Origin of the sequence: Pseudomonas sp. S4_EA_1b (genome assembly GCF_016307435.1) — a bacterium.
Classification (GTDB): Bacteria; Pseudomonadota; Gammaproteobacteria; order Pseudomonadales; family Pseudomonadaceae; genus Aquipseudomonas; species Aquipseudomonas rhodesiae.
The window spans coordinates 30928-56937 of record NZ_JAEILC010000047.1; the positions used below are offsets into that span (position 1 = coordinate 30928).

General features: G+C 59.2%; 24 protein-coding genes. 17 read left to right on the forward strand and 7 right to left on the reverse strand.

Features of this window, described 5'->3' with window-relative positions:
- The first annotated feature begins 112 nt into the window (after positions 1-112).
- A complete protein-coding gene (gene tcdA, locus YA0848_RS16790; protein WP_052198936.1) occupies positions 113-922 on the forward strand; it encodes a tRNA cyclic N6-threonylcarbamoyladenosine(37) synthase TcdA in 810 nt (269 codons plus the stop codon).
- A gap of 131 nt (positions 923-1053) precedes the next feature.
- Here tcdA and YA0848_RS16795 read toward each other — a convergent pair whose 3' ends face one another.
- The 4 genes from YA0848_RS16795 to YA0848_RS16810 form a co-directional block, all read right to left on the reverse strand.
- Positions 1054-1467 carry a SufE family protein gene (locus tag YA0848_RS16795; protein ID WP_169903669.1) on the reverse strand — a complete coding sequence of 138 codons (414 nt, stop codon included), beginning with the start codon at positions 1465-1467 and terminating at the stop codon, positions 1054-1056.
- Entirely contained in the window at positions 1464-2669 is a 1206-nt protein-coding gene (locus tag YA0848_RS16800) for an aminotransferase class V-fold PLP-dependent enzyme (protein ID WP_034112161.1), read from the reverse strand. The genes YA0848_RS16795 and YA0848_RS16800 overlap by 4 nt, the downstream gene beginning before the upstream one ends.
- 69 nt (positions 2670-2738) lie before the next feature.
- Complete coding sequence (dapD, locus tag YA0848_RS16805; protein ID WP_034096233.1) at positions 2739-3773, reverse strand: 2,3,4,5-tetrahydropyridine-2,6-dicarboxylate N-succinyltransferase; 1035 nt, start codon at positions 3771-3773, stop codon at positions 2739-2741.
- A 32-nt stretch (positions 3774-3805) separates the two neighbouring features.
- Positions 3806-4114, reverse strand: coding sequence for an arsenate reductase (locus YA0848_RS16810; protein ID WP_231980866.1), 309 nt, complete (start codon positions 4112-4114; stop codon positions 3806-3808).
- A 267-nt stretch (positions 4115-4381) separates the two neighbouring features.
- Here YA0848_RS16810 and YA0848_RS16815 point away from each other — a divergent pair, with 267 nt between their 5' ends.
- Complete coding sequence (locus YA0848_RS16815; RefSeq protein WP_169903671.1) at positions 4382-6025, forward strand: Na+/H+ antiporter; 1644 nt, start codon at positions 4382-4384, stop codon at positions 6023-6025.
- A gap of 84 nt (positions 6026-6109) precedes the next feature.
- On the opposite strand, the gene dapC is transcribed toward YA0848_RS16815, so the two are convergent.
- From dapC to map, 3 genes are all read right to left on the reverse strand, one after another.
- Positions 6110-7309 carry a succinyldiaminopimelate transaminase gene (gene dapC, locus YA0848_RS16820; RefSeq protein WP_034096236.1) on the reverse strand — a complete coding sequence of 400 codons (1200 nt, stop codon included), beginning with the start codon at positions 7307-7309 and terminating at the stop codon, positions 6110-6112.
- A 59-nt stretch (positions 7310-7368) separates the two neighbouring features.
- Positions 7369-10071 carry a [protein-PII] uridylyltransferase gene (locus YA0848_RS16825; RefSeq protein ID WP_099312711.1) on the reverse strand — a complete coding sequence of 901 codons (2703 nt, stop codon included), beginning with the start codon at positions 10069-10071 and terminating at the stop codon, positions 7369-7371.
- A 68-nt stretch (positions 10072-10139) separates the two neighbouring features.
- Positions 10140-10922 (reverse strand): type I methionyl aminopeptidase, encoded by a 783-nt coding sequence (gene map / locus YA0848_RS16830; RefSeq protein ID WP_034096238.1) that lies wholly within the window; start codon positions 10920-10922, stop codon positions 10140-10142.
- Between the two features lie 387 nt (positions 10923-11309).
- On the opposite strand from map, the gene rpsB reads away from it, so the two are divergent.
- The 15 genes from rpsB to rnhB all read left to right on the forward strand — a co-directional run bounded on the left by rpsB (position 11310) and on the right by rnhB (position 25952).
- Positions 11310-12047: a 30S ribosomal protein S2 gene (gene rpsB, locus YA0848_RS16835; protein WP_003189158.1), complete on the forward strand. Its 738-nt coding sequence runs from the start codon at positions 11310-11312 to the stop codon at positions 12045-12047.
- Positions 12048-12239: 192 nt separating this feature from the next.
- Positions 12240-13103 (forward strand): translation elongation factor Ts, encoded by an 864-nt coding sequence (tsf, locus tag YA0848_RS16840; RefSeq protein ID WP_034096239.1) that lies wholly within the window; start codon positions 12240-12242, stop codon positions 13101-13103.
- A 210-nt stretch (positions 13104-13313) separates the two neighbouring features.
- Positions 13314-14057 (forward strand): UMP kinase, encoded by a 744-nt coding sequence (gene pyrH, locus YA0848_RS16845; protein ID WP_003189161.1) that lies wholly within the window; start codon positions 13314-13316, stop codon positions 14055-14057.
- On the forward strand, positions 14054-14611 hold the full coding sequence (gene frr, locus YA0848_RS16850) for a ribosome recycling factor (protein WP_034096240.1): 558 nt from the start codon (positions 14054-14056) through the stop codon (positions 14609-14611). The genes pyrH and frr overlap by 4 nt, the downstream gene beginning before the upstream one ends.
- 17 nt (positions 14612-14628) lie before the next feature.
- Positions 14629-15384, forward strand: coding sequence for a polyprenyl diphosphate synthase (gene uppS / locus YA0848_RS16855; protein WP_047881544.1), 756 nt, complete (start codon positions 14629-14631; stop codon positions 15382-15384).
- The gene (locus YA0848_RS16860) at positions 15385-16194 is read left to right on the forward strand and encodes a phosphatidate cytidylyltransferase (protein WP_034096242.1); all 810 of its coding nucleotides are present in this window, start codon (positions 15385-15387) and stop codon (positions 16192-16194) included.
- On the forward strand, positions 16191-17381 hold the full coding sequence (ispC, locus tag YA0848_RS16865; protein ID WP_034096243.1) for a 1-deoxy-D-xylulose-5-phosphate reductoisomerase: 1191 nt from the start codon (positions 16191-16193) through the stop codon (positions 17379-17381). Before YA0848_RS16860 ends, ispC begins: the two co-directional genes overlap by 4 nt.
- Before the next feature lie 52 nt (positions 17382-17433).
- On the forward strand, positions 17434-18786 hold the full coding sequence (gene rseP / locus YA0848_RS16870) for a sigma E protease regulator RseP (RefSeq protein ID WP_169903672.1): 1353 nt from the start codon (positions 17434-17436) through the stop codon (positions 18784-18786).
- Positions 18787-18860: 74 nt separating this feature from the next.
- Complete coding sequence (gene bamA / locus YA0848_RS16875; RefSeq protein WP_034112164.1) at positions 18861-21248, forward strand: outer membrane protein assembly factor BamA; 2388 nt, start codon at positions 18861-18863, stop codon at positions 21246-21248.
- 45 nt (positions 21249-21293) lie between these two features.
- Positions 21294-21797: an OmpH family outer membrane protein gene (locus tag YA0848_RS16880; RefSeq protein ID WP_003219314.1), complete on the forward strand. Its 504-nt coding sequence runs from the start codon at positions 21294-21296 to the stop codon at positions 21795-21797.
- 3 nt (positions 21798-21800) lie between these two features.
- Positions 21801-22856 (forward strand): UDP-3-O-(3-hydroxymyristoyl)glucosamine N-acyltransferase, encoded by a 1056-nt coding sequence (gene lpxD, locus YA0848_RS16885; RefSeq protein WP_034096246.1) that lies wholly within the window; start codon positions 21801-21803, stop codon positions 22854-22856.
- A gap of 111 nt (positions 22857-22967) precedes the next feature.
- The gene (gene fabZ, locus YA0848_RS16890; RefSeq protein WP_003172281.1) at positions 22968-23408 is read left to right on the forward strand and encodes a 3-hydroxyacyl-ACP dehydratase FabZ; all 441 of its coding nucleotides are present in this window, start codon (positions 22968-22970) and stop codon (positions 23406-23408) included.
- Complete coding sequence (gene lpxA / locus YA0848_RS16895) at positions 23405-24181, forward strand: acyl-ACP--UDP-N-acetylglucosamine O-acyltransferase (RefSeq protein ID WP_034096247.1); 777 nt, start codon at positions 23405-23407, stop codon at positions 24179-24181. Before fabZ ends, lpxA begins: the two co-directional genes overlap by 4 nt.
- A gap of 2 nt (positions 24182-24183) precedes the next feature.
- Entirely contained in the window at positions 24184-25323 is a 1140-nt protein-coding gene (lpxB, locus tag YA0848_RS16900) for a lipid-A-disaccharide synthase (protein ID WP_169903673.1), read from the forward strand.
- Positions 25320-25952 (forward strand): ribonuclease HII, encoded by a 633-nt coding sequence (gene rnhB / locus YA0848_RS16905; RefSeq protein WP_034096249.1) that lies wholly within the window; start codon positions 25320-25322, stop codon positions 25950-25952. Before lpxB ends, rnhB begins: the two co-directional genes overlap by 4 nt.
- The last annotated feature ends 58 nt before the right edge of the window (positions 25953-26010 follow it).

Consider the following 26010-nt stretch of genomic DNA (forward strand, 5'->3'; position numbering starts at 1 on the left):
AAACCGGACATTGGGCAGCGAAAGTACATCTAAGTTCTTAACTTGTAGCTTGTAGCTTAAAACTTGTCGCTGCGTAGCCCTATAATGCGCGCCGGTTTTTGGGGTGATGGTCATGAGTACAGAAGATCCGCGGTTTGCAGGCGTTGCCCGCTTGTATGGCATTGAGGGCCTGGAACGCTTGAAAGCGGCCCATGTGGCGATCGTCGGCGTGGGCGGCGTGGGTTCCTGGGCGGCCGAAGCCATGGCCCGCTGCGGGGTGGGCGAAATTTCGCTGTTTGACCTGGACGATGTCTGCGTCAGCAACAGCAATCGCCAGTTGCACGCCTTGGACAGCACCGTGGGCAAGCCCAAGGTCGAGGTTATGGCCGAACGCCTGCGCGGCATCAACCCGGACTGCACCGTGCATGCGGTGGCGGACTTCGTCACCCGCGACACCATGGCCGAGTACATCACGCCCAACATCGATTGCGTGATCGACTGCATCGACGCCGTCAACGCCAAAGCCGCGCTGATTGCCTGGTGCAAGCGCCGCAAAATCCAGATCATCACCACTGGCGGTGCCGGCGGGCAGATCGACCCGACGCTGATCCAAGTCTGCGACTTGAACCGCACCTTCAACGACCCGCTGGCCTCCAAAGTCCGCTCCACGCTGCGCCGCGATTATGGGTTCTCCCGCACCGTGACTCGCCATTACAGCGTGCCGTGCGTGTTTTCCACCGAGCAACTGCGCTATCCCAAACCAGACGGCAGCATCTGTTTGCAGAAGAGTTTTGTCGGCGATGGCGTGAAGCTGGACTGCGCCGGAGGATTTGGCGCGGTGATGATGGTCACGGCCACCTTCGGCATGGTGGCCGCGACCAAAGCGGTGGACAAAATTGTGGCGGGAGTGCGCAGGCCCTCGGAGCGGGTCAAACCCACCTGAATCTCACGGCCTTGCACAAATCAAAATGTGGGAGGGGGCTTGCCCCCGATTGCAGGGTGTCAGGCACTGAATAACTGACTGACCCGCCGCTATCGGGGGCAAGTCCAATCCTCGCACCGGCCCTCTCACATTTAGTTCTGTGTCTGGCTTAGGGTTCGCATGCGCTGCAGGACTGCATTCAAGCCATTGCTGCGCGACGGCGACAGTTGGCGGGAAAGCCCGAGTTGATTGAACCAGTCGGGCAAGTCGACCCCCTGCAACTCAGCAGTCGATAACCCGTTGACTCGCGCCAGCAGCAGTGCCACCAACCCACGAATCATTCGCGCATCGCTGCTGGCGGCAAACTGCCAATGACCGTTCTCCAAACGGCCAACCAACCACACCAGGCTTTCACAGCCCTGCACCAGATTGGCGTCGACCCTATCTTCATCCGCCAAGGCCGGCAGCCTCTCGCCCCACTGCATCAGCATGCGCGCGCGTTGCTCCCAGCTGCCGACGGCTTGAAACGCTTCAAGCGCCTCTACGGCATCAACGGGCAGAGTCATCGCAGCATATCCAGCGCTTGGTCCAGGGCCTCGAAAAAGCGCTCCAGATCGTCGGAATCGTTGTACAGCGCCAGGGACACACGGATCGCCCCCGACAAGTGCATCGCCTTGAGTAGGGGCATTGCGCAGTGATGGCCGGCGCGTACGGCAATTCCTTGCTCGGTGAGCAAGTGCGCGAGGTCGGCGTTATGGATGCCGTCGACCACAAAGCTGACCAGCGCAACCTGCGGCGAACCCAGCACGCGCACGCCGTTGCGGGCCTTCAGGCCGCGCAGCAGGTAATCATGCAGAGCGGCTTCGTGGGCGAGAACCGCCTGTGGGTCCAGTGAACTGAGGTAGTCCAGGGTCGCGCCCAGGCCGATCACTCCCGCGATCGGCGGCGTTCCCGCTTCGAAACCCAGGGGCGCCGGGCGGAAACTGGCGCTGTGATAGTCCGCGTGCTGCACCATCTCGCCGCCCAATTGCCAGTGGCGCAAGTGGTGCAGGGCGTCATTGCGGCCAAACAACACGCCAACGCCGTCGGGGCCGTACAGTTTGTGGCTGGAGAATGCATAGAAATCACAGCCCAGGGCCTGCACATCATGCCGACCATGGACGATGCCTTGGGCTCCATCCACCACGGTCAGGGCGCCATGGGTCCGGGCCATCGCCAACAAGGTTTCCAGCGGTTGCCAGGCCCCCAGTACATTGGATAACTGGCTCACCGCCAGCAGGCGCGTGCGGGGGCCGATCAGTCCGACTGCGGCTTCAACATCGATCACGCCGTCGGCATTGAGCGGCAATACCACCAACTCCAAGCCGCGACGTTTGGCCAGTTGCTGCCACGGCAGCAGATTGGCGTGGTGTTCCAAGGCGCTGATGACGATCTCATCGCCCGTTGTGAATAAGTGCTCAAGGCCATAGGCCAAGAGGTTCAGCGCAGACGTCGCGCCATGGGTAAACACTATTTGCCCGCTATCACCTGCGTTCAACCACTGTGCAACCTTGCTGCGGCTGTCTTCGAAAGCCTGGGTCGCATGGGCGCCGGGCAAGTGTTGGGCGCGGTGCACATTGGCTGCGCCATTGGCGTAGTAATGGCTGATCGCATCCAGCAGCGCCTGGGGTTTTTGAGTGGTGGCGGCGTTGTCCAGATAGGTCTGGTCCTGCCGTTGCAGGGTGGCGATGGCCGGGAAATCGGCGCGCCAGGGGGAGGGCACAAGCATGATGATCAAGACTCGTATAAGCGGGCCGCACCGCGAAGGCGCGGCCCACTAGTGGCATCGAGTGGCTGCTTAGTTGTGAGCGTGCAGCGCTTCGTTCAGTTCGATGGCCGATTTGTGGGTTTTGCACTCCACGGCACCGGTCTCGGAGTTACGACGGAACAGCAGGTCCGGTTGGCCGGCCAGCTCGCGTGCCTTGACCACTTTGACCAGTTGGTTCTGCTCGTCGAGCAGGGCGACTTTGGTTCCGGCGGTCACGTACAGGCCCGACTCCACGGTGTTGCGGTCGCCCAATGGGATACCGATACCGGCGTTGGCGCCGATCAGGCAGCCTTCGCCGACCTTGATCACAATGTTGCCGCCGCCCGACAGGGTGCCCATGGTGGAGCAACCGCCGCCCAGGTCCGAGCCCTTGCCGACGAATACGCCGGCCGACACGCGGCCTTCGATCATGCCCGGGCCTTCGGTGCCGGCGTTGAAGTTGACGAAGCCTTCGTGCATCACGGTGGTGCCTTCGCCCACGTAGGCGCCCAGGCGCAGGCGCGCGGCGTCAGCGATACGCACACCGGCTGGCACCACGTAATCGGTCATTTTCGGGAACTTGTCCACCGAGAACACTTCCAGCAGCTCGCCACGCAGGCGCGCTTCCAGTTGGCGCTCGGCCAATTCGCTGATGTCGATCGCGCCCTGGCTGGTCCAGGCCACGTTCGGCAGTTGCGGGAACACGCCGGCCAGGCTCAGGCCGTGGGGCTTGACCAGGCGATGGGACAACAGGTGCAACTTGAGGTAGGCCTCAGGCGTGGAGGTCAGTGCGGCGTCTTCGGCTAGCAGGGTGGCGACCAGCGGCGTATGGCTTTCGGCCAGACGGCTGAGCAGCGCGGCCTGGGTCGCGTCGACGCCCTTGAGTGCGTCCGCCAGTTGCAGGGCCTGGGTGACGGTGAAGGTGATGGCTTGGTTGCCTTCGCTGTAACCGAGGATCGGTGCGATGGCCGCGACGATTTCAGCCGACGGGTTGAGCAAGGGGTGTGCGTAGAACACTTCCAGCCAAGCGCCTTGGCGGTTCTGAGTGCCGACGCCGAAGCCCAGGCTGAACAGGGAATGGGACATGCTGTTACCTCTACAAAAATAAAAGGGCTGGCCTACTTGAGGGCCGCCGAATAAATGTCTGGCTTGAAGCCAATCAGGGTTCTGTCTCCGAGATCCAGCACCGGGCGCTTGATCATCGAGGGTTGCGCGAGCATCAATTCAATGGCTTTCGACTGATCGAGATCGGCTTTGCGTTCGTCTTCGAGTTTGCGAAAGGTGGTGCCCGCGCGGTTCAACACCACTTGCCAACCGTGCTCGTTGCACCATTGGGTCAAGTGTTCACGGTCGATACCGGCCGTTTTGTAGTCATGGAACTCATAATTCACGGCGTGCTCATCGAGCCAGGTACGTGCCTTTTTCATGGTGTCGCAGGCTTTGATACCGAAAAGGTGCAACGTTTTGCTTGAAGCGGTCAAGGAATTGCCCCCCTCTGATCCGATGGAGTGTGCTGATGAAAGTCAAAGGTCTGGGATTATGCCACGCCCAGCGCATTTGGGTGCCGCTCGTCAGCACCGTGCGACTTTTGTGCAAAAGCCATCGCGCAGCATAGGCGGCTAATATGGCACTTCAACGGCGAGTTGTTGCCTGATGTGTGTCGTTGCGAGTCGATTGTCCGGGAACCCCGCCTTATGCAAACCGCCTACACCGTTCTTATCCTGCTGATGCTGGTCAGTGCTTCGCGCCTGGTCGGGCGTGTTATTCCCCTACCGTTGCCCTTGGTGCAGATTGCCGCCGGCGCTTTGCTGGCCTGGCCCACGTTGGGGCTGCATGTAGCCCTGGACCCGGAGTTGTTTCTGTTTCTGTTCCTGCCGCCACTGCTGTTTTCCGATGGTTGGCGCATGCCCAAACGTGAATTGTGGCGCCTGCGCGGCCCGATCCTGACGCTGGCAGTGGGGCTGGTGCTGTTTACCGTGGTCGGCGCCGGTTACTTCATCCACTGGATATTGCCTACGATCCCGCTGCCGGTGGCCTTCGCCCTGGCGGCCGTGTTGTCGCCGACGGACGCCGTGGCGGTGTCGGCCATTTCCCAGAATCGGTTGCCGACCCCGCTGATGCACATGCTGCAGGGCGAGGCCTTGATGAATGACGCGTCGGGCCTGGTGACCTTCAAGTTCGCCCTGGCAGCGGCGTTGACCGGGATTTTTTCCCTGGCGGATGCCAGCCTGACCTTCGTGCTGGTCGCCCTTGGTGGCTTGGCGGTGGGCGTCGCTTTGAGCTGGGTGGTCGGTCGGTTGCGGGCTTGGATGATCGCGCGGGGCTGGGACGATCCCGCGACCCATGTGGTGTTTATGTTGCTGTTGCCATTCGCCGCCTATGTGCTGGCCGAACGCCTGGGGGCGTCGGGGATTTTGTCTGCGGTAGCGGCAGGGATGATGCAAAGCTGGCTCGACCTGCTGCCGCGCCAGACCAGCACGCGCCTACTCAACCGCAGCGTGTGGTCGTTGCTGGAGTTCGCCTTTAATGGCCTGATTTTCCTGCTGTTGGGCCTTCAGTTACCCGACATCGTCAAGGCTGTGGTGAGTCATGAGTCGACGCTGTGGCCTACCTTGCTGTATCGCTGCCTGGACGTGATCGCGATCTTTCTGGTGCTGGTGGTTTTGCGCTTTATCTGGGTGCAAAGCATCTGGCGCCTGTCGGGCCTGTTGCGGCGCTTGCGTGGGAAAAGTGAACTGACATTGGTACCGACTGCCCGGTCCTGCTGGTTGTTGACCGTCGGCGGTGTCCGCGGTGCCGTGACCTTGGCCGGTGTGATGTCGGTGCCGCTGCTGCTGGCGCCGGGCAAGGATTTCCCCGAGCGCGACCTGCTGATCTTCATTGCTGCCGGCGTGATTCTGCTGTCGCTGATCGCTGCCTGTATTGCGTTGCCGCTTTTATTAAAGGGCATCGAAAAAAGCCCGGACGAAAAACGCCACAAGGAAGTGCGCGAAGCGTGGAAAAAGACGGCCGTGGCTGCGATCCACGCCCTTGAGGCCGAGGAGCCGCCCGAGAGCGAGAGCCAGGACGCTACTCAAGCCGCATTGGCCACCGAGCTTAAAGCGCGCCTGATGTCGGAATATCGTCATCAGTTGGAGGTATTCAATGATTCGGCCGAAGCTCAAGCGCTGGCGCAGCAGATGGACCTGCTGGAGCGAAAATTACGCCTCAAGGCCCTTCGAGCCCAGCGTCTGGAGTTATACAGTTTGAGCCGTCATCACCAAATTGGTGATGACGTTTTGAGGGAAGTGTTGGCGGAACTGGACATGAGTGAAGCGAACCTGGGGCCGGTGAAGTAAGTGCTATCACTGCCCATTGGCTTGGAATACTGAGCATTGGGTGCCCGAAGGATTGCCATCCCTCGGGCTCTCGATGCGTCTGGCTTAACGACGGCGCTGAATGAAATCGCGAATCCGCTCCGCTGCCTCCACGCACTCGGCCAGCGGCGCAACCAGCGCCAGGCGCACTCGACCGGCCCCAGGGTTGACCCCGTCCACTTCTCGCGACAGGTACGAGCCCGGCACCACCGTCACATGTTCTTCCACGAACAGGTCGCGGCAGAACGCAGCGTCGTCACCCTGCACATTCGGCCATAGGTAGAACCCGCCGTCCGGCGCCTGCACGTCCAGTACCGGCTGGAGAATGGCTAACACGGCTTCGAACTTTTCGCGGTACAGGTCACGGTTGGCCAGCACATGGGCCTCGTCCTGCCACGCAGCGATGCTGGCGAGCTGGGTTTGCACTGGCATTGCGCAGCCATGATAGGTGCGATACAGCAGGAAACCTTTGAGGATATCGGCGTCACCGGCCACGAAGCCGGAGCGCAGCCCCGGCAGGTTGGAGCGCTTGGACAGGCTGTGGAACACCACGCAACGCTTGAAGTCCTGGCGACCCAGTTCCACGCAGGCACTGAGCAGGCCCGGCGGCGGGGTTTGCTCGTCGAAATACAGCTCGCTGTAGCACTCGTCGGCGGCGATCACGAAATCATATTCGTCGGCCAGGGCGATGAGTTTTTTCAGGGTCTGGACTGGAATCAGCGCGCCGGTCGGGTTGCCCGGGGAGCACAGAAACAGGATCTGGCAGCGTTTCCAGATATCCGGCGAAACCGCGTCGAAGTCTGGGTTGAAGCCATTGCTGTCCAGGCACGGCAGGTAGTGCGGCTTGGCCCCGGCGAGGAACGCGGCGCCTTCATAGATCTGGTAGAACGGGTTCGGGCTCACCACCAGTGCGTCGTCACTGCGATTGACCACGGTTTGGGTGAAGGCAAACAAGGCTTCCCGCGTACCGTTGACCGGCAAAATAGTGCGTGCCGGATCGAGCCACCCCTTGGGTACATTGAAGCGCCGCTCGCACCAGGCGCCGATGGCCTCGCGCAAGGCGGGAATGCCTAGGGTGGTCGGGTACACCGCCATCTGGTCGAGGTTATTAGCCAGGGCGTCGGCCACGAACTGCGGGGATTTGTGCTTGGGCTCGCCAATGGACAGCGCAATCGGGCGCTTCGCCGGGTTCGGTGTCACGCTGCCCAGCAGGGCGCGCAACTTTTCGAACGGGTAGGGTTGGAGCTGGTTCAGGGCGTTGTTCATCGGTGGATCTCGTGCAAGGCGTTAAAAACGGCGAAGGGGGCGGTGGGCCGCCCCTGGTATCAAATCGTCAGGCGCGTCAGTTCAACGCCCGGCTCCTGGGGCACGCTCAACTGTTGGACGATGGCTTCCTGCAAGCGTCGGCACAGCTCGGGGTCGGATAACGGTTGGTTGTCGGCATCGGTAATGAAGAACACGTCCTCCACGCGCTCGCCCAGGGTCGCAATCTTGGCGTTCTGCAACGACAGGTCGAACTCCAGGAAAATCCCGCCGATGCGCGCCAGTAGGCCCGGACGGTCCGGCGCGCTCAGTTCCAGCACGGTGACTGGGCGCTGGGCATCGTTGGAGATGGTGACCTGGGGCGCGAAGGCGAAGTGCTTGAGCTGGCGCGGGACCCGACGCTGGATGATGGTGGGGTAATCGTCGGGGTTGCGCAGGGCTTCGGTAAGGCCTTCGCGGATTTTCTTCACCCGCGCCGGATTGTCGCCGATCGAGTCGCCATCGGTGTCGAGCACGATGTAGGTGTCGAGGGTGAACTGGCTGCTGGAAGTGATCACCCGCGCGTCGTGGATGTTCAGGTTGAGCTGGTCCATGGCGGCCACGGTCACGGCGAAGAAGTCGTGCTGGTCCGGTGCATAGATGAAAATCTGCGTGCCGCCCTCGAACTCGCGCTGGGTGGTTTCCTTGATCAACACCAGCGGGCCGCCATCGGCAGGCTGCTGCAAAATGGCGTCGGTGTGCCAGGCGACATCGCCGGCGGTGTGGCGCAGGAAGTAATCGTCCCCCAACTGCGACCACAGTTGCTCGACATCGTCCGGGTCGTTGCCGCCGCGTACGAGGATGTCCAGGGCCGCACTTTGGGTGCGGCGGATCTGCTCTTCGCGGTCCACTGGGTTTTCCAGGCCACGGCGCAGGGCGCGCTTGGTCTCGGTGTACAGCTGACGCAGCAGGCTGGCGCGCCATGAATTCCACAGAGTGGGGTTGGTGGCGTTGATATCGGAGACGGTGAGCACGTACAGGTAGTCGAGGCGGGTTTCATCGTCGACCACCTGGGCGAAATCATGGATCACCTGCGGATCGGACAAGTCCTTGCGCTGGGCAGTGGTCGACATCACCAGGTGGTTCTGCACCAGCCAGACAATCAGGCGGCTGTCCCACAACGGCAATTGGTGACGCTGGCAAAACGCCTCGGCATCGACGGCGCCGATTTCCGAGTGATCGCCGTGCCGGCCCTTGCCGATGTCGTGGTACAGCCCGGCCAGGTAGATCAGCTCAGGCTTGGGCAGTTTGGCCATCAACTTACTGGCCAGCGGGAATTTTTCCGATACCTGGGTGTACTGCAACTTACGCAGATGTTTGATCAGGTTCAGGGTGTGCGCATCGACGGTATAGATATGAAACAGGTCGTGCTGCATTTGCCCGACGATAAAACCGAACTCCGGTAAATAGCGCCCGAGGATGCCGTAACGGTTCATGCGGCGCAGGTTGCGGTGGATGCCGATCTTGCATTTGAACAGCTCGATGAACAGGCTGGTGTTGCGGATATCGTTGCGGAAGTCTTCGTCGATCAGGTAGCGGTTTTCCCGCAGCAGGCGAATGGTGTCGGCGCGCACGCCTTTGATTTCCGGCTGCTGGGCCATCAGCACGAAGATTTCCAGCATCGCGAACGGCGTGCGGCGGAACACATTGTCGCTGCGTGCTTCGATATAACCGTCGTGCAACTGGAAGCGCGCATTGATCGGTTGCGGCGGCGCTTCGTCTTCGGGGGCCAGGATCACCTCTTCGAAGTGCTGAATGATCAGGTCGCTCAGCTGCGCAATGCTCATGACCACGCGGTAGTACTGCTGCATGAAGCTTTCGATACTGGTCTTGGCGTCTTCGCCTTCAAACCCCAGCAGCGAGGCGATGGAGCGCTGATGGTCGAACAGCAAACGATCTTCGGCGCGCCCGGCAAGCATGTGCAGGGCGTAGCGCACTTTCCACAGGAACTCCTGGGAGGAGGCCAGCAGCGCATTCTCGCTTTCCACCAGGAAGCCTTCGCCGGCCAGGGCGCGCAGGTTCAGGGTGCCGTATTCGCGACGGGCCACCCACAGAATGGTCTGGATGTCCCGCAGCCCTCCGGGTGAACCCTTGACGTTGGGTTCCAGGTTGTACTCGGTGTCGTTGTACTTGTGATGCCGGGCTTTCTGCTCGGCGCGCTTGGCCAGGAAGAAATCCTTGCTCGGCCACATGTGCGCCGTGCTGGTGACGTCGAGCATGCGCTGGCGCAGGCGCTCGGGGCCGGCGATGGTGCGGCTTTCCATGAGGTTGGTGATCACGGTGAGGTCGGCACGGGCCTCTTCGGCGCATTCGTCCACCGACCGTACGCTCTGGCCGACTTCCAGGCCGATATCCCACAACAGTGTGAGAAAACGCTCGATGGAGTCGCGAAAGATCTCATGGTCTGCGCTGTCCAGCAGGATCAGCAGGTCGATGTCGGAGTAGGGGTGCAATTCGCCGCGACCGTAGCCGCCGACCGCCACCAGGGCGATGTCGGCGTCAGTGCTCCAGGTGAACTGTTCCCAGGCCTTTTGCAGGATGTTATCGACGAACCAGGCGCGGTCCTCGATCAGCCGGCGGATATCCCGGCCCTTGCGAAAGCGCTCATCGAGCACCTCGCGGGCTTGGCGAATGGCTTTTTTGAACGCGGCGATAGGGCTCGACTTCAGTGCCAGCTCGGCCTGGAACTGGCCACGGTCGAAGAGTTCGGGATCCACCTGGGGCATCGATCGGCTTTCCTTTCTATCTATGAGTCAGTCACAACACCGTTTGGGAAAACCAACGCAGCCTTGAATTACGCCGACACGCGCGGGATGGTGTCGTCCGAGCGCAGGGTGAAGATCTCGTAGCCGGTTTCGGTGACCAGTAGTGTGTGTTCCCACTGGGCCGAAAGCTTGCGGTCTTTGGTAATAGCGGTCCAGCCGTCGCCCAGCACCTTGGTGTCGGCCTTGCCCTGGTTGATCATCGGCTCGATGGTGAAGGTCATGCCGGCCTTGAGTTCCATGCCAGTGCCAGCGCGGCCGTAGTGCAGGATCTGCGGTTCTTCGTGGAACACCTTGCCGATGCCGTGGCCACAGAACTCGCGAACCACCGAAAAGCCGTTCTTTTCAGCGTGCTTCTGGATCACTTCGCCGATGTCGCCCAGGCGGCAGCCAGGTTTGACGATCTCGATGGCTTTGTACATGCATTCCTGGGTGACCTGGGACAGGCGCTCGGCCCAGACCGGCACGGTGCCGACGTGGAACATGCGGCTGGTATCGCCGTGATAGCCATCCTTGATCACGGTGACGTCGATGTTCAGCGTGTCGCCGTCCTTGAGCGGCTTGTCGCCTGGGATGCCGTGGCAGACCACATGGTTGATCGATGTGCAGATCGACTTGGGAAAGCCTTTGTAGTTGAGCGGGGCAGGGATAGCCTTTTGCACATTGACGATGTAGTCATGGCAGATTCGGTCGAGTTCTTCGGTGGTGACGCCGGGCTTGACGTGTTCGGCAATCATTTCCAGCACATCGGCCGCCAGTTTGCCGGCAACGCGCATGCCGGCGATGTCTTCGGCGGTTTTCAAAGTAACGGTCATACAGGCTCTCTCTAGCGCGAGGCGCTGAAATCAAAACGGTTTACGGGTGTGCGACAAAAGGTTACAGAATTCGCACAAGCCCTGAAAAACGCGATTCTAACAGACGATGCTCTCAAGTCATGAGGGTCTGACGATCGCTTCTCTCTATAGGGTGAGGGTATCCGGACTCAATTCAAAGGGTTGCGCGAGTGGCCTTCAAGGCAGTTGTGATTGCAGGTTTCGTTTTCGCCCTTCGTGTGGTATAAAATGCGCCGCTTTCCGGGGATACCCCGAAAAGCTTAAATCCACACACGTGTCGACACGATGACCTGGGTGCCGGAGGCCTTGATGCCGCTGGTTGGTCATTGGGATACGTGGAGGCCAAACCCGACTTATTAAGGAACTATCATGTCCCAAGTCAACATGCGCGATATGCTGAAGGCCGGTGTGCACTTCGGTCACCAGACCCGTTACTGGAACCCGAAAATGGGTAAATACATTTTCGGCGCGCGTAACAAGATCCACATCATCAACCTTGAAAAAACCCTGCCAATGTTCAACGAAGCGCTGACTTTCGTAGAGCGTCTGGCCCAGGGCAAAAACAAGATTCTGTTCGTCGGTACCAAGCGTTCCGCTGGCAAGATCGTTGCTGAAGAAGCAGCACGTTGCGGTTCGCCGTACGTCGACCACCGCTGGTTGGGCGGCATGCTGACCAACTTCAAAACCATCCGTGCTTCCATCAAGCGTCTGCGTGACCTTGAAGTACAAGCCGAAGACGGTACTTTCGCCAAGCTGACCAAGAAAGAAGCGCTGATGCGCTCCCGTGACCTGGAAAAGCTCGATCGTTCCCTGGGTGGTATCAAGGACATGGGCGGTCTGCCTGACGCACTGTTCGTTATCGACGTTGATCACGAGCGCATCGCGATCACCGAAGCCAACAAGCTGGGCATCCCTGTTATCGGCGTAGTCGATACCAACAGCAGCCCGGAAGGCGTTGACTACATCATCCCAGGCAACGATGACGCAATCCGCGCTATCCAGCTGTACATGGGTTCGATGGCTGACGCTGTAATCCGTGGTCGCAACCACGTTGCTGGTGGTACCGAGCAGTTCGTTGAAGAAGCTCCGGTAGCTGCCGCTGAGTAATTGACGCCCTGGCGTTGACTCAGTAAGCAAAAAGGGGGCTTGGCCCCCTTTTTGCCCCCTCGAAAACCATTTGTCGGCAGCGCAGCTACATCATCTGTAACGTGCAGCGGCCTACAAGGGGTGGTTCGAGAAGAATTGATCGCCCGTTTAATCGGGTGGAATGGTTGAAAACCTATCCAAGAGGATTTTGAAATGGCAGAGATTACTGCAGCGTTGGTTAAAGAACTGCGCGAGCGTACCGGCGAAGGCATGATGGATTGCAAAAAAGCCTTGACCAAGGCTGGCGGCGACATCGAAAAAGCCATTGATGACATGCGTGCTTCCGGCGCCATCAAGGCTGCCAAGAAAGCAGGCAACGTTGCCGCTGAAGGCGCCATCGCTCTGAAAGAAGACGGCAAATCCGCCGTTCTGCTGGAAGTGAACTCCCAGACCGACTTCCTGGCTCTGCAGGACGACTTCAAAGCATTCGTTGCCGATAGCGTTGAAAAAGCGTTCGCTGACAAGCTGACCACTGTCGAGCCTCTGATCGAAGCTCAAGAAGCTGCCCGTCTGGTACTGGTCGGCAAGGTTGGCGAAAACGTCAACATCCGTCGTCTGGTCCGCGTTGAGGGTGATGTAGTGGGTGGTTACCTGCACGGCAACAAGATCGGTGTTGCGGTTGTCCTGAAGGGCGGCAACGTTGAGCTGGCCAAAGACATCGCGATGCACGTCGCAGCCAGCAACCCTGAGTTCCTGCTGCCTTCGGAAGTATCCGCCGAAGCCATCGAGCGTGAAAAAGCTGTGTTCCTGCAGCTGAACGAAGAAAAAATCAAAGGCAAGCCAGAAAACATTGTTGAGAATATGGTTAAAGGCCGTATCAGCAAGTTCCTGGCCGAAGCGAGCCTCGTTGAGCAGGCGTTCGTCAAGAACCCTGAAATCAAGGTTGGCGAGCTGGCTAAAAAAGCCGGCGCTGAAATCGTTTCCTTCACTTACTTCAAAGTAGGCGAAGGCATCGAGAAGCCGGTCGACAACTTCGCTGAAGAAGTTGCTGCCCAGCTGGCTGCCGCCAAGCAATAAGACAGTTTTAACTGTCGCCCGAAAGAGGCTGCCCGCTCACGCGCGCAGCCTCTTTTCAAATGGGAAGGCCAATTTTATTTGGTTTCCTTTCGGAACTGGCTTACAAAGCCGTGTTCCGATGGCGCTGTGATAGCGTCCAGCTAGAGTGAACGCAAGCCGTAAACGGCTCGCCAAGAATTTTTGAAAAATACGCCGCAGGAGAGATTCGCAATGGCTCAGCAGGGCAGTGGTTATCAGGCTCGCTATAAACGCATTCTACTCAAGCTCAGCGGCGAGGCCCTGATGGGCTCGGAAGAGTTTGGGATTGATCCCAAGGTGCTCGACCGCATGGCGCTGGAAGTTGGCCAACTGGTCGGCATTGGCGTGCAAGTGGGCCTGGTGATTGGCGGTGGCAATCTTTTCCGTGGCGCGGCACTGAGTGCTGCCGGTATGGATCGGGTCACCGGTGACCACATGGGGATGCTGGCCACTGTGATGAACGCTCTGGCCATGCGCGACGCTCTGGAGCGCGCCAACATCTCAGCCATCGTGATGTCGGCGATCTCCATGGTGGGCGTGACCGATCACTATGATCGTCGTAAAGCCATGCGCCACCTGAACTCCAAAGAAGTGGTGATCTTCGCCGCCGGCACAGGTAACCCATTCTTTACCACGGATTCGGCGGCTTGCCTGCGTGCTATCGAAATCGATGCAGACGTGGTGCTCAAGGCCACCAAAGTGGATGGTGTGTACACCGCAGATCCATTCAAAGACCCGCATGCCGAGAAGTTCGATCATCTGACCTACGATGAAGTGCTGGATCGCAAGCTGGGTGTGATGGACCTGACGGCTATTTGCCTGTGCCGCGACCACAAGATGCCACTGCGCGTATTTAACATGAACAAGCCCGGCGCCCTGCTGAATATCGTACATGGCGGTGCGGAAGGGACTCTGATCGAGGAAGGCCAACAATGATCAATGAAATCAAGAAAGACGCCCAAGCGCGTATGCAGAAATCCCTGGAGTCTCTGAGCCACGCATTCGGCCAGATTCGTACCGGCAAGGCTCACCCGAGCATCCTGGGCAGTGTGATGGTGCCGTATTACGGCGCAGATACGCCGCTGAGCAGCGTAGCCAACGTCACCGTCAAAGATTCGCGGACCCTGCAGGTCGTGGCCTTCGAGCGCAACATGCTTGCGGCCGTCGACAAGGCGATCCAGAGTGCCGGTTTGAATCTCAACCCGACCAACCTGGGCGAGTTGTTGCTGATCTCCATGCCTGCCTTGACCGAAGAAACCCGTAAGGGCTTCACCAAGCAGGCGCGCAGCGCGGCAGAAGATGCGCGCGTTGCTGTGCGTAACATTCGTCGTGATGCCTTGGGCGAACTGAAGAAGTTGGTCAAGGACAAGGAAATCAGCGAAGACGAAGAGCGTCGTGCCGTCGCCGATATCGACAAGCTTACCAAGGAAGCCGAGGCGAAGATCACTCAGGCAACCGAAGAAAAAGAAAAGGACCTGATGGCCGTATAAAGGGTCAGGACGCCTTCATGGAAAAGACCAAGCAGACTGTGCCCTCCGTGGTGCCGCGCCATGTCGCGATCATCATGGATGGGAATAATCGCTGGGCGAAGAAACGCTTTATGCCGGGTGTTGCCGGGCATAAAGCGGGTGTCGATGCGGTGCGGGCGGTGATTGAGGTGTGTGCCGAGGCCAAGGTGGAGGTGCTCACGTTGTTCGCGTTCTCCAGTGAGAACTGGCAGCGCCCCGCCGAAGAAGTCAGCGCGTTGATGGATCTGTTCTTCAAGGCCCTTCGTCGAGAGGCCAAGCGTCTCAACGACAACAAAATCAGCCTGCGCATTATTGGTGATCGCTCGCGGTTCCACCCGGAGCTGCAAGCGGCCATGCGCGAAGCTGAGGCCATCACCGCCGGAGCCGACCGTTTTGTGTTGCAGATTGCAGCTAACTACGGCGGCCAATGGGACATCGCCCAGGCTGCGCAGCGGTTGGCTCGCGAAGTCCAGGCCGGTCATCTGCGACCGGACGACATCACGCCCGAATTGCTGCAAACCTGCCTGGTCACCGGCGACCTGCCGTTGCCGGACTTGTGCATCCGCACCGGTGGCGAGCACCGCATCAGTAATTTCCTGTTGTGGCAGCTGGCTTACACCGAGTTGTACTTCTCCGACCTGTTCTGGCCGGACTTCAAACACGATGCCATGCGCACTGCACTGGCCGATTTCGCTTCTCGTCAGCGTCGCTTCGGTAAAACGAGCGAGCAGATCGAAGCTGGAGCCCGGGTTTAAATGCTAAAACAACGAATCATCACTGCTCTGATCCTGTTACCGATCGCCTTGTGTGGGTTTTTCCTGCTCGATGGTTCCGGTTTTGCGCTGTTTATTGGCCTGGTCGTGACCTTGGGTGCCTGGGAATGGGCGCGTCTGGCCGGTTTCACTGCTCAGTTGCCCCGCGTGGCCTACGCCGCGGTCGTGGCGCTGCTGTTGTTCCTGATGCATACCCTGTCGAGCATCGTGGTGCCATGGGTGTTGGGCGCCGCGGTACTGTGGTGGGCGCTGGCGACCTTTCTGGTGCTGACTTATCCGCGCACCAGCAGCCAGTGGTCCAGTGTCGCCAGCAAGCTGGTGATTGGCCTGTTGATTCTGTTGCCAGCCTGGCAGGGGTTGGTGGAAATCAAGAACTCGCCAATGGGTAACTGGCTGATCATGGCGGTGATGGTGTTGGTCTGGGGGGCTGATATTGGTGCCTACTTCTCGGGTCGAGCCTTTGGCAAGCGTAAGCTGGCCCCGGCCGTCAGTCCTGGCAAGAGCTGGGAAGGTGTGTACGGCGGCCTGGCATTGACCCTGGCCATCGCGCTGGTGGTCGGCGTGGTGCGTGGGTGGTCGGGAAAAGAAATTGTCCTAGCCTTGCTGGGCACCGCAATCGTGGTCTTCATCTCGGTGGTCGGTGACCTTACTGAAAGCATGTTCAAGCGCCAAGCCGGTATCAAGGACAGCAGTAACCTGCTGCCAGGGCATGGCGGCGTGCTTGATCGTATTGACAGTCTTACCGCCGCCATCCCGATCTTTGCCGTGTTGCTGTGGATGACCGCTTCGTGAGCCGCTTGCAGCAGGTCACCGTGCTGGGGGCGACCGGCTCGGTGGGATTAAGCACCTTGGATGTCATCGCGCGCCACCCGAATCGTTACCAGGTCTTCGCGCTTACAGGTTTTACGCGCCTCAGCGAGTTGCTGACGTTGTGCGTACGCCATGCACCGCGCTATGCCGTGGTGCCTGAGCCCATCGCGGCGCGTGGTTTGCAGGCTGATCTGCGCGCGGCCGGGCTCGCCACTCAAGTGTTGGTGGGGGAGGAGGGGCTGTGCCAGGTTTCGGCGGATGCCGAGGTCGACACGGTGGTTGCGGCTATCGTCGGTGCGGCGGGCCTGCGACCGACTCTTGCGGCAGTGGATGCGGGCAAGAAAATCCTGCTGGCCAATAAAGAAGCGCTGGTAATGTCCGGTGCGCTTTTTATGCAGGCCGTGCGCAAGAGCGGTGCGGTGCTGCTGCCGCTCGACAGTGAGCACAATGCTATTTTCCAGTGTATGCCGGGTGATTTTGCGCGAGGTTTGAGTCAGGTCGGCGTGCGGCGGATTCTACTCACTGCCTCGGGCGGTCCGTTCCGGCAAACACCGCTGGTCGAATTGGAGCATGTGTCTCCCGACCAAGCCTGCGCCCATCCTAACTGGTCGATGGGGCGTAAGATTTCCGTAGATTCGGCCAGCATGATGAACAAAGGCCTGGAGCTGATCGAGGCATGCTGGCTGTTCGATGCGCGCCCTGATCAGGTCGAGGTGGTGATTCATCCGCAAAGTGTGATTCATTCTCTCGTCGATTATGTGGACGGTTCGGTATTGGCCCAATTGGGCAATCCCGATATGCGCACGCCGATTGCCAATGCCTTGGCGTGGCCGGAACGCATCGATTCCGGTGTGGCCCCACTGGACCTGTTTGCAGTGGCTCGCCTGGATTTCGAAGCGCCGGACGAGCAGCGCTTTCCTTGTCTGCGCCTGGCGCGGCAAGCGGCCGAGGCAGGTAACAGTGCGCCGGCGATGCTCAATGCGGCCAACGAAGTGGCCGTAGCAGCGTTTCTCGAACGGCGCATCCGCTTCCCGCAGATCGCGAGTATCATCGAGGACGTGCTGAGTCTGGAACCTGTCGTGGCGGTCGGCGATCTGGGTGCGGTGTTCGAGGCGGATACCAAGGCTCGCATCCTTGCGCAACACTGGCTGAGCCGCAACGCGAAATAGTCTGTCGGCGCGTTGAGCCTTCTGGCACTGGATTGGAATGCGGAGAAATTAGATGAGTGCGCTTTATATGATTGTCGGCACCCTGGTTGCTCTGGGTGTGCTGGTTACCTTCCACGAATTCGGCCACTTCTGGGTGGCGCGTCGTTGCGGCGTCAAGGTACTGCGCTTTTCCGTCGGTTTTGGCATGCCGCTGGTGCGCTGGCATGATCGCCATGGCACTGAGTTCGTGGTCGCAGCCATTCCGTTGGGTGGCTACGTCAAGATGCTCGATGAGCGTGAAGGCGAAGTGCCGGCCGACCAGTTGGACCAATCCTTCAATCGCAAAACCGTTCGTCAGCGTATCGCCATTGTGGCGGCCGGTCCGATCGCCAACTTCCTGTTGGCCATGCTGTTTTTCTGGGTGTTGGCCATGCTGGGTAGCCAACAGATCCGTCCGGTGATCGGTGCGGTCGAGCCGGACAGCATTGCAGCTAAAGCGGGTTTGGTCGCCGGGCAGGAAATTGTTTCCATTGATGGCGAACCCACAACAGGCTGGGGCGCGGTCAATCTCCAACTGGTGCGTCGCCTGGGTGAAAGCGGCACCGTCAGCGTCATCGTGCGTGAGCAGGATTCAACTGCCGAAACCGCCCGTTCACTGGCATTGGATCACTGGCTAAAAGGGGCTGATGAGCCCGATCCGATCAAATCCCTGGGGATTCGTCCATGGCGGCCGGTGTTGCCGCCAGTGCTCGCGGAGCTGGACCCTAAAGGCCCGGCCCATGCCGCAGGTCTGAAAACCGGCGACCGCCTATTGGCGCTCGATGGACAGGCGCTTAATGACTGGCAGCAGGTGGTCGATCTGGTGCGTGTTCGCCCTGATACCAAAATTGTGCTGAAAGTTGAGCGCGATAATGCTCAAATCTACGTCCCTGTAACGTTGGCGGCACGCGGGGAAGCCAAGGCGGCCGGCGGTTATCTGGGTGCTGGGGTCAAGAGTCCCGAGTGGCCGCCTTCGATGATGAGGGAGGTCAGCTACGGGCCATTGGCGGCAATCGGCGAGGGTGCCAAACGCACTTGGACCATGAGTGTGCTGACGCTCGAATCCCTCAAGAAAATGTTGTTCGGCGAGCTCTCGGTAAAAAACTTGAGTGGGCCGATAACCATTGCTAAAGTGGCGGGCGCTTCTGCCCAGTCGGGTGTCGCGGATTTCCTGAATTTCCTGGCTTATCTGAGTATCAGCCTGGGTGTTCTGAATTTGCTGCCCATTCCAGTATTGGATGGGGGGCATCTGCTGTTTTATCTGGTCGAGTGGGTGCGTGGTCGCCCCTTGTCGGATCGTGTGCAGGGTTGGGGGATACAGATTGGTATCAGTTTGGTGGTTGGGGTGATGTTGTTAGCCCTGGTCAACGATCTGGGTCGTCTGTAACGCTTCGCTGAATTGCGAATCTGCCGCATTTTGCGGCAGTTTGTTTATTGCCAGTTGGAATAAGAAAGGACTTCATGAAACGTCTGCTGCTAACTGCGGTTCTCACCGTATTGATGATCGCCGAAGTTCACGCCGAGTCCTTCACCATCTCCGATATTCGCGTCAACGGCCTCCAGCGGGTTTCCGCGGGTAGCGTCTTTGGTGCCTTGCCGTTGAACGTCGGGGAACAGGCTGATGATCGTCGCCTGGTGGAATCCACTCGTGCGCTGTTCAAAACCGGGTTCTTTCAAGACATCCAACTGGGTCGAGAAGGCAACGTCCTGGTCATCAATGTCGTTGAGCGACCTTCCGTCGCCAGTATCGAGATCGAGGGCAACAAAGCGATCTCCACTGAAGACCTGATGAAGGGCCTTAAGCAATCTGGCTTGGCCGAAGGCGAAATCTTCCAGCGTGCCACCCTCGAAGGTGTACGTAACGAGCTACAACGCCAGTACGTAGCCCAGGGCCGCTACTCGGCGACCGTGGAAACGGAAGTAGTTCCGCAGCCGCGTAACCGTGTAGGCCTCAAGGTCAACATCAACGAAGGCACCGTGGCGGCCATTCAGCACATCAACGTGGTGGGCAACACCAAGTTTGCTGATGAAGACCTGGTCGATTTGTTCGAACTCAAAACCACCAACTGGTTGTCGTTCTTCAAGAACGATGACAAGTATGCTCGTGAAAAGCTCTCCGGTGACCTGGAACGTCTGCGTTCCTACTACCTGGATCGCGGCTATATCAACATGGATATCGCGTCGACCCAGGTGTCCATCACGCCGGACAAGAAACACGTCTATATCACTGTCAACGTCAACGAAGGCGAGAAGTACAAGGTTCGTGACGTGAAACTCAGTGGTGACTTGAAAGTGCCTGAAGACCAGGTCAAGTCCCTGTTGTTGGTGCAGAAAGACCAAGTGTTCTCGCGTAAGCTGATGACCACCACTTCCGAACTGATCACGCGTCGTCTCGGTAACGAAGGCTATACCTTCGCCAACGTCAATGGCGTTCCGACACCTCATGACGAAGATCACACCGTCGACATCACCTTCGTGGTGGATCCAGGCAAGCGTGCTTACGTCAACCGCATCAACTTCCGCGGCAACACCAAGTCTGCCGACGAAGTGCTGCGTCGTGAAATGCGGCAGATGGAAGGTGGCTGGGCGTCGACTTACCTCATCGACCAATCCAAGACCCGTCTTGAGCGTCTGGGCTTCTTCAAGGAAGTGAACGTCGAAACACCAGCCGTGCCAGGTGTGGATGACCAGGTTGACGTGAACTACGCCGTTGAAGAGCAAGCATCGGGATCGATCACCGCTAGCGTCGGTTTCGCGCAGAGTGCCGGTCTGATTCTTGGTGGCTCGATCACCCAGAACAACTTCCTCGGTACCGGTAACAAGGTTTCCATCGGCCTGACCCGTAGCGAATACCAGAGCCGCTATAACTTCGGTTATGTCGACCCCTACTGGACCGCCGACGGTGTGAGCCTGGGCTACAACGCCTTCTACCGCACCACCGACTACAAAGACCTCGACGTAGACGTAGCTAGCTATGCGATCGACAGCCTGGGTGCTGGCGTGAACATCGGCTATCCGATCAGCGAAACCTCGCGCCTGACCTTCGGCCTGACTGCGCAGCAGGATGAGATCAAGACCGGTATCTATACCGTGGACGAGATTTTCGATTTCACCCGCCGTGAAGGCGACAAGTTTCTGAACTTCAAGGCGTCCGCCGGCTGGTCCGAGTCGACCCTGAACAAAGGCGTGCTGGCTACCCGTGGCCATTCCCAGAGCCTGACGGCGGAAGTCACCACGCCGGGCAGCGACCTGTCGTTCTTCAAACTCGACTACCGCGGTCAGTTGTTCCAGCCGTTGAGCGACAACTACACTATGCGCCTGCACACCGAGCTGGGCTATGGCGATGGTTACGGTTCGACCAATGGCTTGCCGTTCTATGAAAACTACTATGCAGGTGGTTTCAACTCGGTACGTGGCTTCAAGGACAGCACTCTCGGCCCTCGCGGTACCCCGAGCCGCGGTGTTGATAAAACCGGTAACATCGGCACTCAACCTGACAGTGACAATGATCCGCTGCCTTTCGGTGGTAACGTGTTGATCCAGGGTGGTGCTGAAATTCTGTTCCCACTGCCGTTCGTGAAAGATCAGCGTTCCCTGCGTACATCCGTATTCTGGGACGTGGGTAACGTGTTCGATTCCAAGTGCGAGCAGATCAAAAACCCAAGCGGTTTGAAGTCCAACACCCAGTGCAACGACGTGAGCCTCAGCAACATGGCGAGCTCCGTGGGTGTGGGTGTGACGTGGGTGACTGCGCTGGGCCCATTGAGCTTTGCGCTGGCCATGCCAATCAAGAAACCGGATAACGCTGAAACCCAGATTTTCCAATTCTCCCTCGGCCAGACGTTCTAATCGTCTGACCTAAGATAACGACAACGGATTCTGTAGGAGTGCATCGTGCGTAAGTTGACTCAATTGGTTCTGCTGGCAACCGTGCTGGTAGCCACCCCGGCCTTCGCCGAAATGAAAATCGCCGTTCTGAACTATCAGATGGCGCTGCTGGAATCCGATGCGGCCAAAAAATACGCCGTGGATGCCGAGAAAAAATTCGGTCCGCAACTGACCAAGCTCAAGACCCTGGAAAGCAGCGCGAAGGGTATCCAGGATCGTCTGGTGGCCGGTGGCGACAAGATGCAGCAAGGCGAGCGCGAGCGTCTGGAGTTGGAATTCAAGCAAAAAGCCCGTGACTACCAGTTCCAGTCCAAGGAGCTGAACGAAGCCAAAGCTGTCGCCGACCGCGAAATGCTCAAGCAGCTCAAGCCTAAGCTCGACAGCGCCGTGGAAGAAGTCATCAAGAAGGGTGCCTTTGACCTGGTGTTCGAGCGTGGCGCTGTGATCGACGTTAAACCTCAGTACGACATCACCCGTCAGGTGATCGAGCGCATGAATCAGCTGAAGTAAGCCATGACCGCGACTATCAAACTCGGCGAGTTGGCCGAGTTCCTGGGGGCCACCTTGCGTGGCTCCCCGGAGAAGGAAATCACTGGGCTAGCCACCTTACAGGAGGCTGGCCCAGCTCAGTTGAGCTTCCTCGCAAACCCTCAGTACCGTAAATACCTTGTCGACAGTCGTGCCGCAGCCGTGTTGCTCAAAGCTGCCGACGCTGAAGGGTTCGCGGGGGAGGCGTTGGTGGTAGCGGACCCGTACCTGGCGTATGCCAAGGTGTCGCACCTTTTCGATCCAAAACCCAAGGCGGCGGGCGGTATTCATCCTTCAGCTGTGATTGCCGATGACGCTCAGGTTGACCCAGCGGCCAGCATTGGTGCCTTTGCGGTGATCGAGAGTGGTGCGCGCATCGCCGCAGGCGTCACGGTCGGGGCTCATTGCTTTATCGGTGCGCGTTGCGAGATCGGCGCCGATGGCTGGCTCGCGCCGCGGGTGACCCTGTACCACGATGTGCGGATCGGCCAGCGTGTGGTCATCCAGTCGGGTGCCGTGATCGGTGGCGAAGGCTTCGGCTTTGCCAACGCCAAAGGCGTCTGGAACAAAATTGCCCAGGTCGGTGGCGTTCTGATCGGCGACGATGTGGAAATTGGCGTGAACACGGCGGTGGATCGTGGGGCCTTGGCCGATACCGTGATCGGTAATGGCGTGAAGCTCGACAATCAGATCCAGATCGCCCACAACGTGCAGATTGGCGATCACACCGCTATGGCCGCATGCGTGGGGATTTCCGGCAGTACCCGAATTGGCAAGCATTGCATGCTCGCCGGGGGGGTCGGGCTGGTTGGGCATATCGATATCTGCGACAACGTCTTCATCACCGGTATGACCATGGTGACCCATTCGATTACCGAGCCGGGCGCCTATTCCTCCGGTACCGCCATGCAGCCGGCGGCCGAATGGCGCAAGAGTGCGGCGCGTTTGCGGCAGCTTGATGATATGGCTCGACGTCTCAAACAGCTGGAAAAGCGTGTTGGAGAAGTGACCCCTGGCAGTAATGCTTCATCAGAAGGCTGATACCATTTTCATATCAAGTGTGTACAGCCGCTAGGCTGCCTCCTTGATTTGCTAGCGGGGCGTGCTTTTAGTCCGCCCGCCCCCAATCTTTATTACAGGCTTCCCCCCGAAATGATGGACATCAACGAGATTCGCGAATACCTGCCTCACCGTTACCCGTTCCTGCTGGTGGATCGCGTAGTGGACCTCAATGTTGAGGAAAAGCGCATTCGCGCCTACAAGAATGTCAGCATCAACGAACCGTTCTTCAATGGTCACTTTCCCGCACACCCCATCATGCCGGGCGTGTTGATCATCGAAGCGATGGCCCAGGCTGCCGGTATCCTTGGTTTCAAAATGCTCGACCTCAAGCCCGCCGATGGCACGCTTTACTATTTCGTGGGCTCGGACAAGCTGCGTTTCCGCAACCCGGTCACTCCAGGTGACCAGTTGATCCTGGAAGCTAAGTTCATCAGCTGCAAGCGCCAAATCTGGAAATTCGAGTGCCAGGCCTCGGTGGATGGCAAGCCGGTGTGCTCCGCCGAGATCATCTGCGCGGAACGCAAACTATGAGTTTGATTGACCCTCGCGCAATCATCGATCCGTCGGCCGTACTGGCCGCCGACGTTGAGGTCGGCCCCTGGTCGATCATCGGCGCAGGTGTGGAAATCGGCGAGGGGACTGTCATCGGGCCGCATGTGATCCTCAAAGGTCCGACCCGCATTGGCAAGCACAATCGCATCTACCAATTCTCCTCGGTAGGCGAAGACACACCGGACATGAAGTACAAAGGTGAAGAAACGCGCTTGGTTATCGGTGATCACAACATCATCCGAGAGGGCGTGACAATTCATCGCGGTACCGTGCAGGATCGCGCCGAAACCACCCTGGGTGATCACAATCTGGTTATGGCATATGCCCATATCGGTCATGACAGCGTCATCGGCAACCACTGCATCCTGGTGAATAACACCGCGTTGGCTGGGCATGTTCATGTTGATGACTGGGCGATTCTGTCCGGTTTTACCCTGGTGCATCAGTATTGCCATATCGGCGCCCATAGCTTCTCCGGCATGGGGACCGCCATCGGTAAGGACGTTCCGGCGTATGTCACGGTATTCGGCAACCCGGCCGAAGCGCGTAGCATGAACTTCGAAGGCATGCGCCGTCGCGGGTTCAGCGATGATGCCATCCATGCTCTGCGCCGCGCCTATAAGGTGGTTTATCGCCAGGGGCTGACCGTAGAGCAGGCATTGACCCAACTGACCGAACCGGCTGCGTTGTTCCCGGAAGTTGCGGTGTTCCGTGACTCGATCCAGGCGTCGACGCGCGGCATCACCCGCTGACCATGGCCAATCTGCGTATAGCGCTGGTGGCCGGAGAAGCTTCCGGCGATATTTTGGGCGCAGGTCTTATGCGAGCCCTCAAGGCTCAGCATCCGGCGGTGGAGTTTATCGGTGTTGGCGGCCCGCTGATGCAGGCTGAAGGCCTGGCGTCCTACTTTCCCATGGAGCGCTTGTCGGTCATGGGGCTGGTGGAAGTATTGGGTCGTCTGCGCGAGTTGCTGGCGCGGCGCAAACTGCTGATCCAGACCTTGATCGAAGAAAAGCCTGACGTCTTTATCGGCATCGACGCACCGGATTTCACCCTCAATATCGAACTCAAGCTGCGTCAGGCCGGGATCAAGACCGTGCATTATGTCAGCCCGTCCGTGTGGGCCTGGCGGCAGAAGCGCGTGCTGAAGATTCGCGAGGGTTGCGACCTGATGCTGACCCTGTTGCCGTTCGAGGCCAAATTCTATGAAGAGAAGGGCGTGCCGGTGCGGTTTGTCGGGCACACCCTTGCCGACGCCATTCCCCTGCACGCCGACCGAGCCGCGGCCCGCGCCGAGTTGGGCTTGCCCGACGGCCCGCTGGTGGCGCTGATGCCGGGCAGCCGAGGCGGTGAAGTCGGACGTCTGGCCAGCGTCTTCTTCGATGCGGCCGAGCGCCTGATGGTCCTTAAGCCCGGCGTGCGGTTTGTATTGCCTTGTGCCAGCCCGCAACGTCGTGCGCAGATCGAAGCGCTGCTGCCAGACCGCGACCTGCCGTTGACCTTGCTGGATGGTCAGTCCCATCTGGCTTTGGCGGCGTGCGATGCGGTCATGATCGCTTCGGGTACTGCCACGCTGGAGGCCTTGCTGTACAAGCGCCCTATGGTCGTGGCCTATCGTTTGGCGCCGCTGACCTTCTGGATTCTCAAGCGCATGGTCAAGAGCCCTTACATCTCCCTGCCCAACCTGTTGGCCCAACGCCTGTTGGTGCCGGAGTTGTTGCAGGACGATGCTACGCCGGACGCCCTGGCGCAAACCCTACTACCCTTGATCGACGGCGGCGAAGAACAGACCCGTGGGTTCGACGCCATTCACCGCACGTTGCGCCGTGATGCCTCGAATCAGGCGGCCGACGCCGTGCTTAGCTTGATCGGCAAACAACAGGAAGCTTTATGAGTACGCAAATGGGCCTGGATTTCAGCCTGGTTGCCCAAGCCCATGAGCTGGTGGCCGGCGTCGATGAAGTAGGACGTGGCCCACTGTGCGGTGCGGTGGTCACGGCGGCGGTCATTCTGGATCCGAATCGACCGATCCTGGGACTGAACGATTCGAAAAAACTCACCGAAGCACGCCGTGAAAAGCTGTATGACGAGATCTGTGAAAAAGCCTTGAGTTGGCATATCGCCCGGGCCGAAGTCGAAGAAATCGACACGCTCAATATTCTCCATGCCACGATGCTGGCGATGCAGCGTGCGGTCGAAGGCCTGCACATCACGCCGAAGATGGCGATGATCGACGGCAACCGTTGCCCGAAACTGAGCATGCCGTCGGAAGCGGTGGTCAAGGGTGATAGCAAGGTGCCGGCGATTGCCGCGGCCTCGATTCTGGCCAAAGTCAGTCGTGATCGGGAAATGGCTGCATTTGAACTGATCTACCCAGGTTATGGCATCGGCGGGCATAAGGGCTACCCGACGCCCGTTCATCTGGAAGCTCTCGCACGCCTCGGCCCGACGCCGATTCATCGCCGCTCCTTCGCCCCGGTGCGCCAGGCCTACGAGCTGCGCGAGAGCTTCAGCGAGGTTTAGTCGCGAGGCTGATGTTTTTGCCAAGGCCCGGTACAATCCGGGCCTTGTTGTCTCCATG

What these genes read in the sequence shown, in the direction of transcription:
- YA0848_RS16825 (WP_099312711.1), bottom strand. Translation starts at nt 10,071, where the DNA reads ATGCCCCAGGTGGATCCCGAACTCTTCGACCGTGGCCAGTTCCAGGCC.
- YA0848_RS16810 (WP_231980866.1), bottom strand. Translation starts at nt 4,114, where the DNA reads ATGAAAAAGGCACGTACCTGGCTCGATGAGCACGCCGTGAATTATGAG.
- fabZ (WP_003172281.1), top strand. Translation starts at nt 22,968, where the DNA reads ATGATGGACATCAACGAGATTCGCGAATACCTGCCTCACCGTTACCCG.
- lpxA (WP_034096247.1), top strand. Translation starts at nt 23,405, where the DNA reads ATGAGTTTGATTGACCCTCGCGCAATCATCGATCCGTCGGCCGTACTG.
- YA0848_RS16800 (WP_034112161.1), bottom strand. Translation starts at nt 2,669, where the DNA reads ATGCTTGTGCCCTCCCCCTGGCGCGCCGATTTCCCGGCCATCGCCACC.
- YA0848_RS16860 (WP_034096242.1), top strand. Translation starts at nt 15,385, where the DNA reads ATGCTAAAACAACGAATCATCACTGCTCTGATCCTGTTACCGATCGCC.
- frr (WP_034096240.1), top strand. Translation starts at nt 14,054, where the DNA reads ATGATCAATGAAATCAAGAAAGACGCCCAAGCGCGTATGCAGAAATCC.
- map (WP_034096238.1), bottom strand. Translation starts at nt 10,922, where the DNA reads ATGACCGTTACTTTGAAAACCGCCGAAGACATCGCCGGCATGCGCGTT.
- dapC (WP_034096236.1), bottom strand. Translation starts at nt 7,309, where the DNA reads ATGAACAACGCCCTGAACCAGCTCCAACCCTACCCGTTCGAAAAGTTG.
- tsf (WP_034096239.1), top strand. Translation starts at nt 12,240, where the DNA reads ATGGCAGAGATTACTGCAGCGTTGGTTAAAGAACTGCGCGAGCGTACC.
- rpsB (WP_003189158.1), top strand. Translation starts at nt 11,310, where the DNA reads ATGTCCCAAGTCAACATGCGCGATATGCTGAAGGCCGGTGTGCACTTC.
- YA0848_RS16795 (WP_169903669.1), bottom strand. Translation starts at nt 1,467, where the DNA reads ATGACTCTGCCCGTTGATGCCGTAGAGGCGCTTGAAGCGTTTCAAGCC.
- YA0848_RS16815 (WP_169903671.1), top strand. Translation starts at nt 4,382, where the DNA reads ATGCAAACCGCCTACACCGTTCTTATCCTGCTGATGCTGGTCAGTGCT.
- rseP (WP_169903672.1), top strand. Translation starts at nt 17,434, where the DNA reads ATGAGTGCGCTTTATATGATTGTCGGCACCCTGGTTGCTCTGGGTGTG.
- lpxB (WP_169903673.1), top strand. Translation starts at nt 24,184, where the DNA reads ATGGCCAATCTGCGTATAGCGCTGGTGGCCGGAGAAGCTTCCGGCGAT.
- lpxD (WP_034096246.1), top strand. Translation starts at nt 21,801, where the DNA reads ATGACCGCGACTATCAAACTCGGCGAGTTGGCCGAGTTCCTGGGGGCC.
- bamA (WP_034112164.1), top strand. Translation starts at nt 18,861, where the DNA reads ATGAAACGTCTGCTGCTAACTGCGGTTCTCACCGTATTGATGATCGCC.
- dapD (WP_034096233.1), bottom strand. Translation starts at nt 3,773, where the DNA reads ATGTCCCATTCCCTGTTCAGCCTGGGCTTCGGCGTCGGCACTCAGAAC.
- rnhB (WP_034096249.1), top strand. Translation starts at nt 25,320, where the DNA reads ATGAGTACGCAAATGGGCCTGGATTTCAGCCTGGTTGCCCAAGCCCAT.
- pyrH (WP_003189161.1), top strand. Translation starts at nt 13,314, where the DNA reads ATGGCTCAGCAGGGCAGTGGTTATCAGGCTCGCTATAAACGCATTCTA.
- uppS (WP_047881544.1), top strand. Translation starts at nt 14,629, where the DNA reads ATGGAAAAGACCAAGCAGACTGTGCCCTCCGTGGTGCCGCGCCATGTC.
- tcdA (WP_052198936.1), top strand. Translation starts at nt 113, where the DNA reads ATGAGTACAGAAGATCCGCGGTTTGCAGGCGTTGCCCGCTTGTATGGC.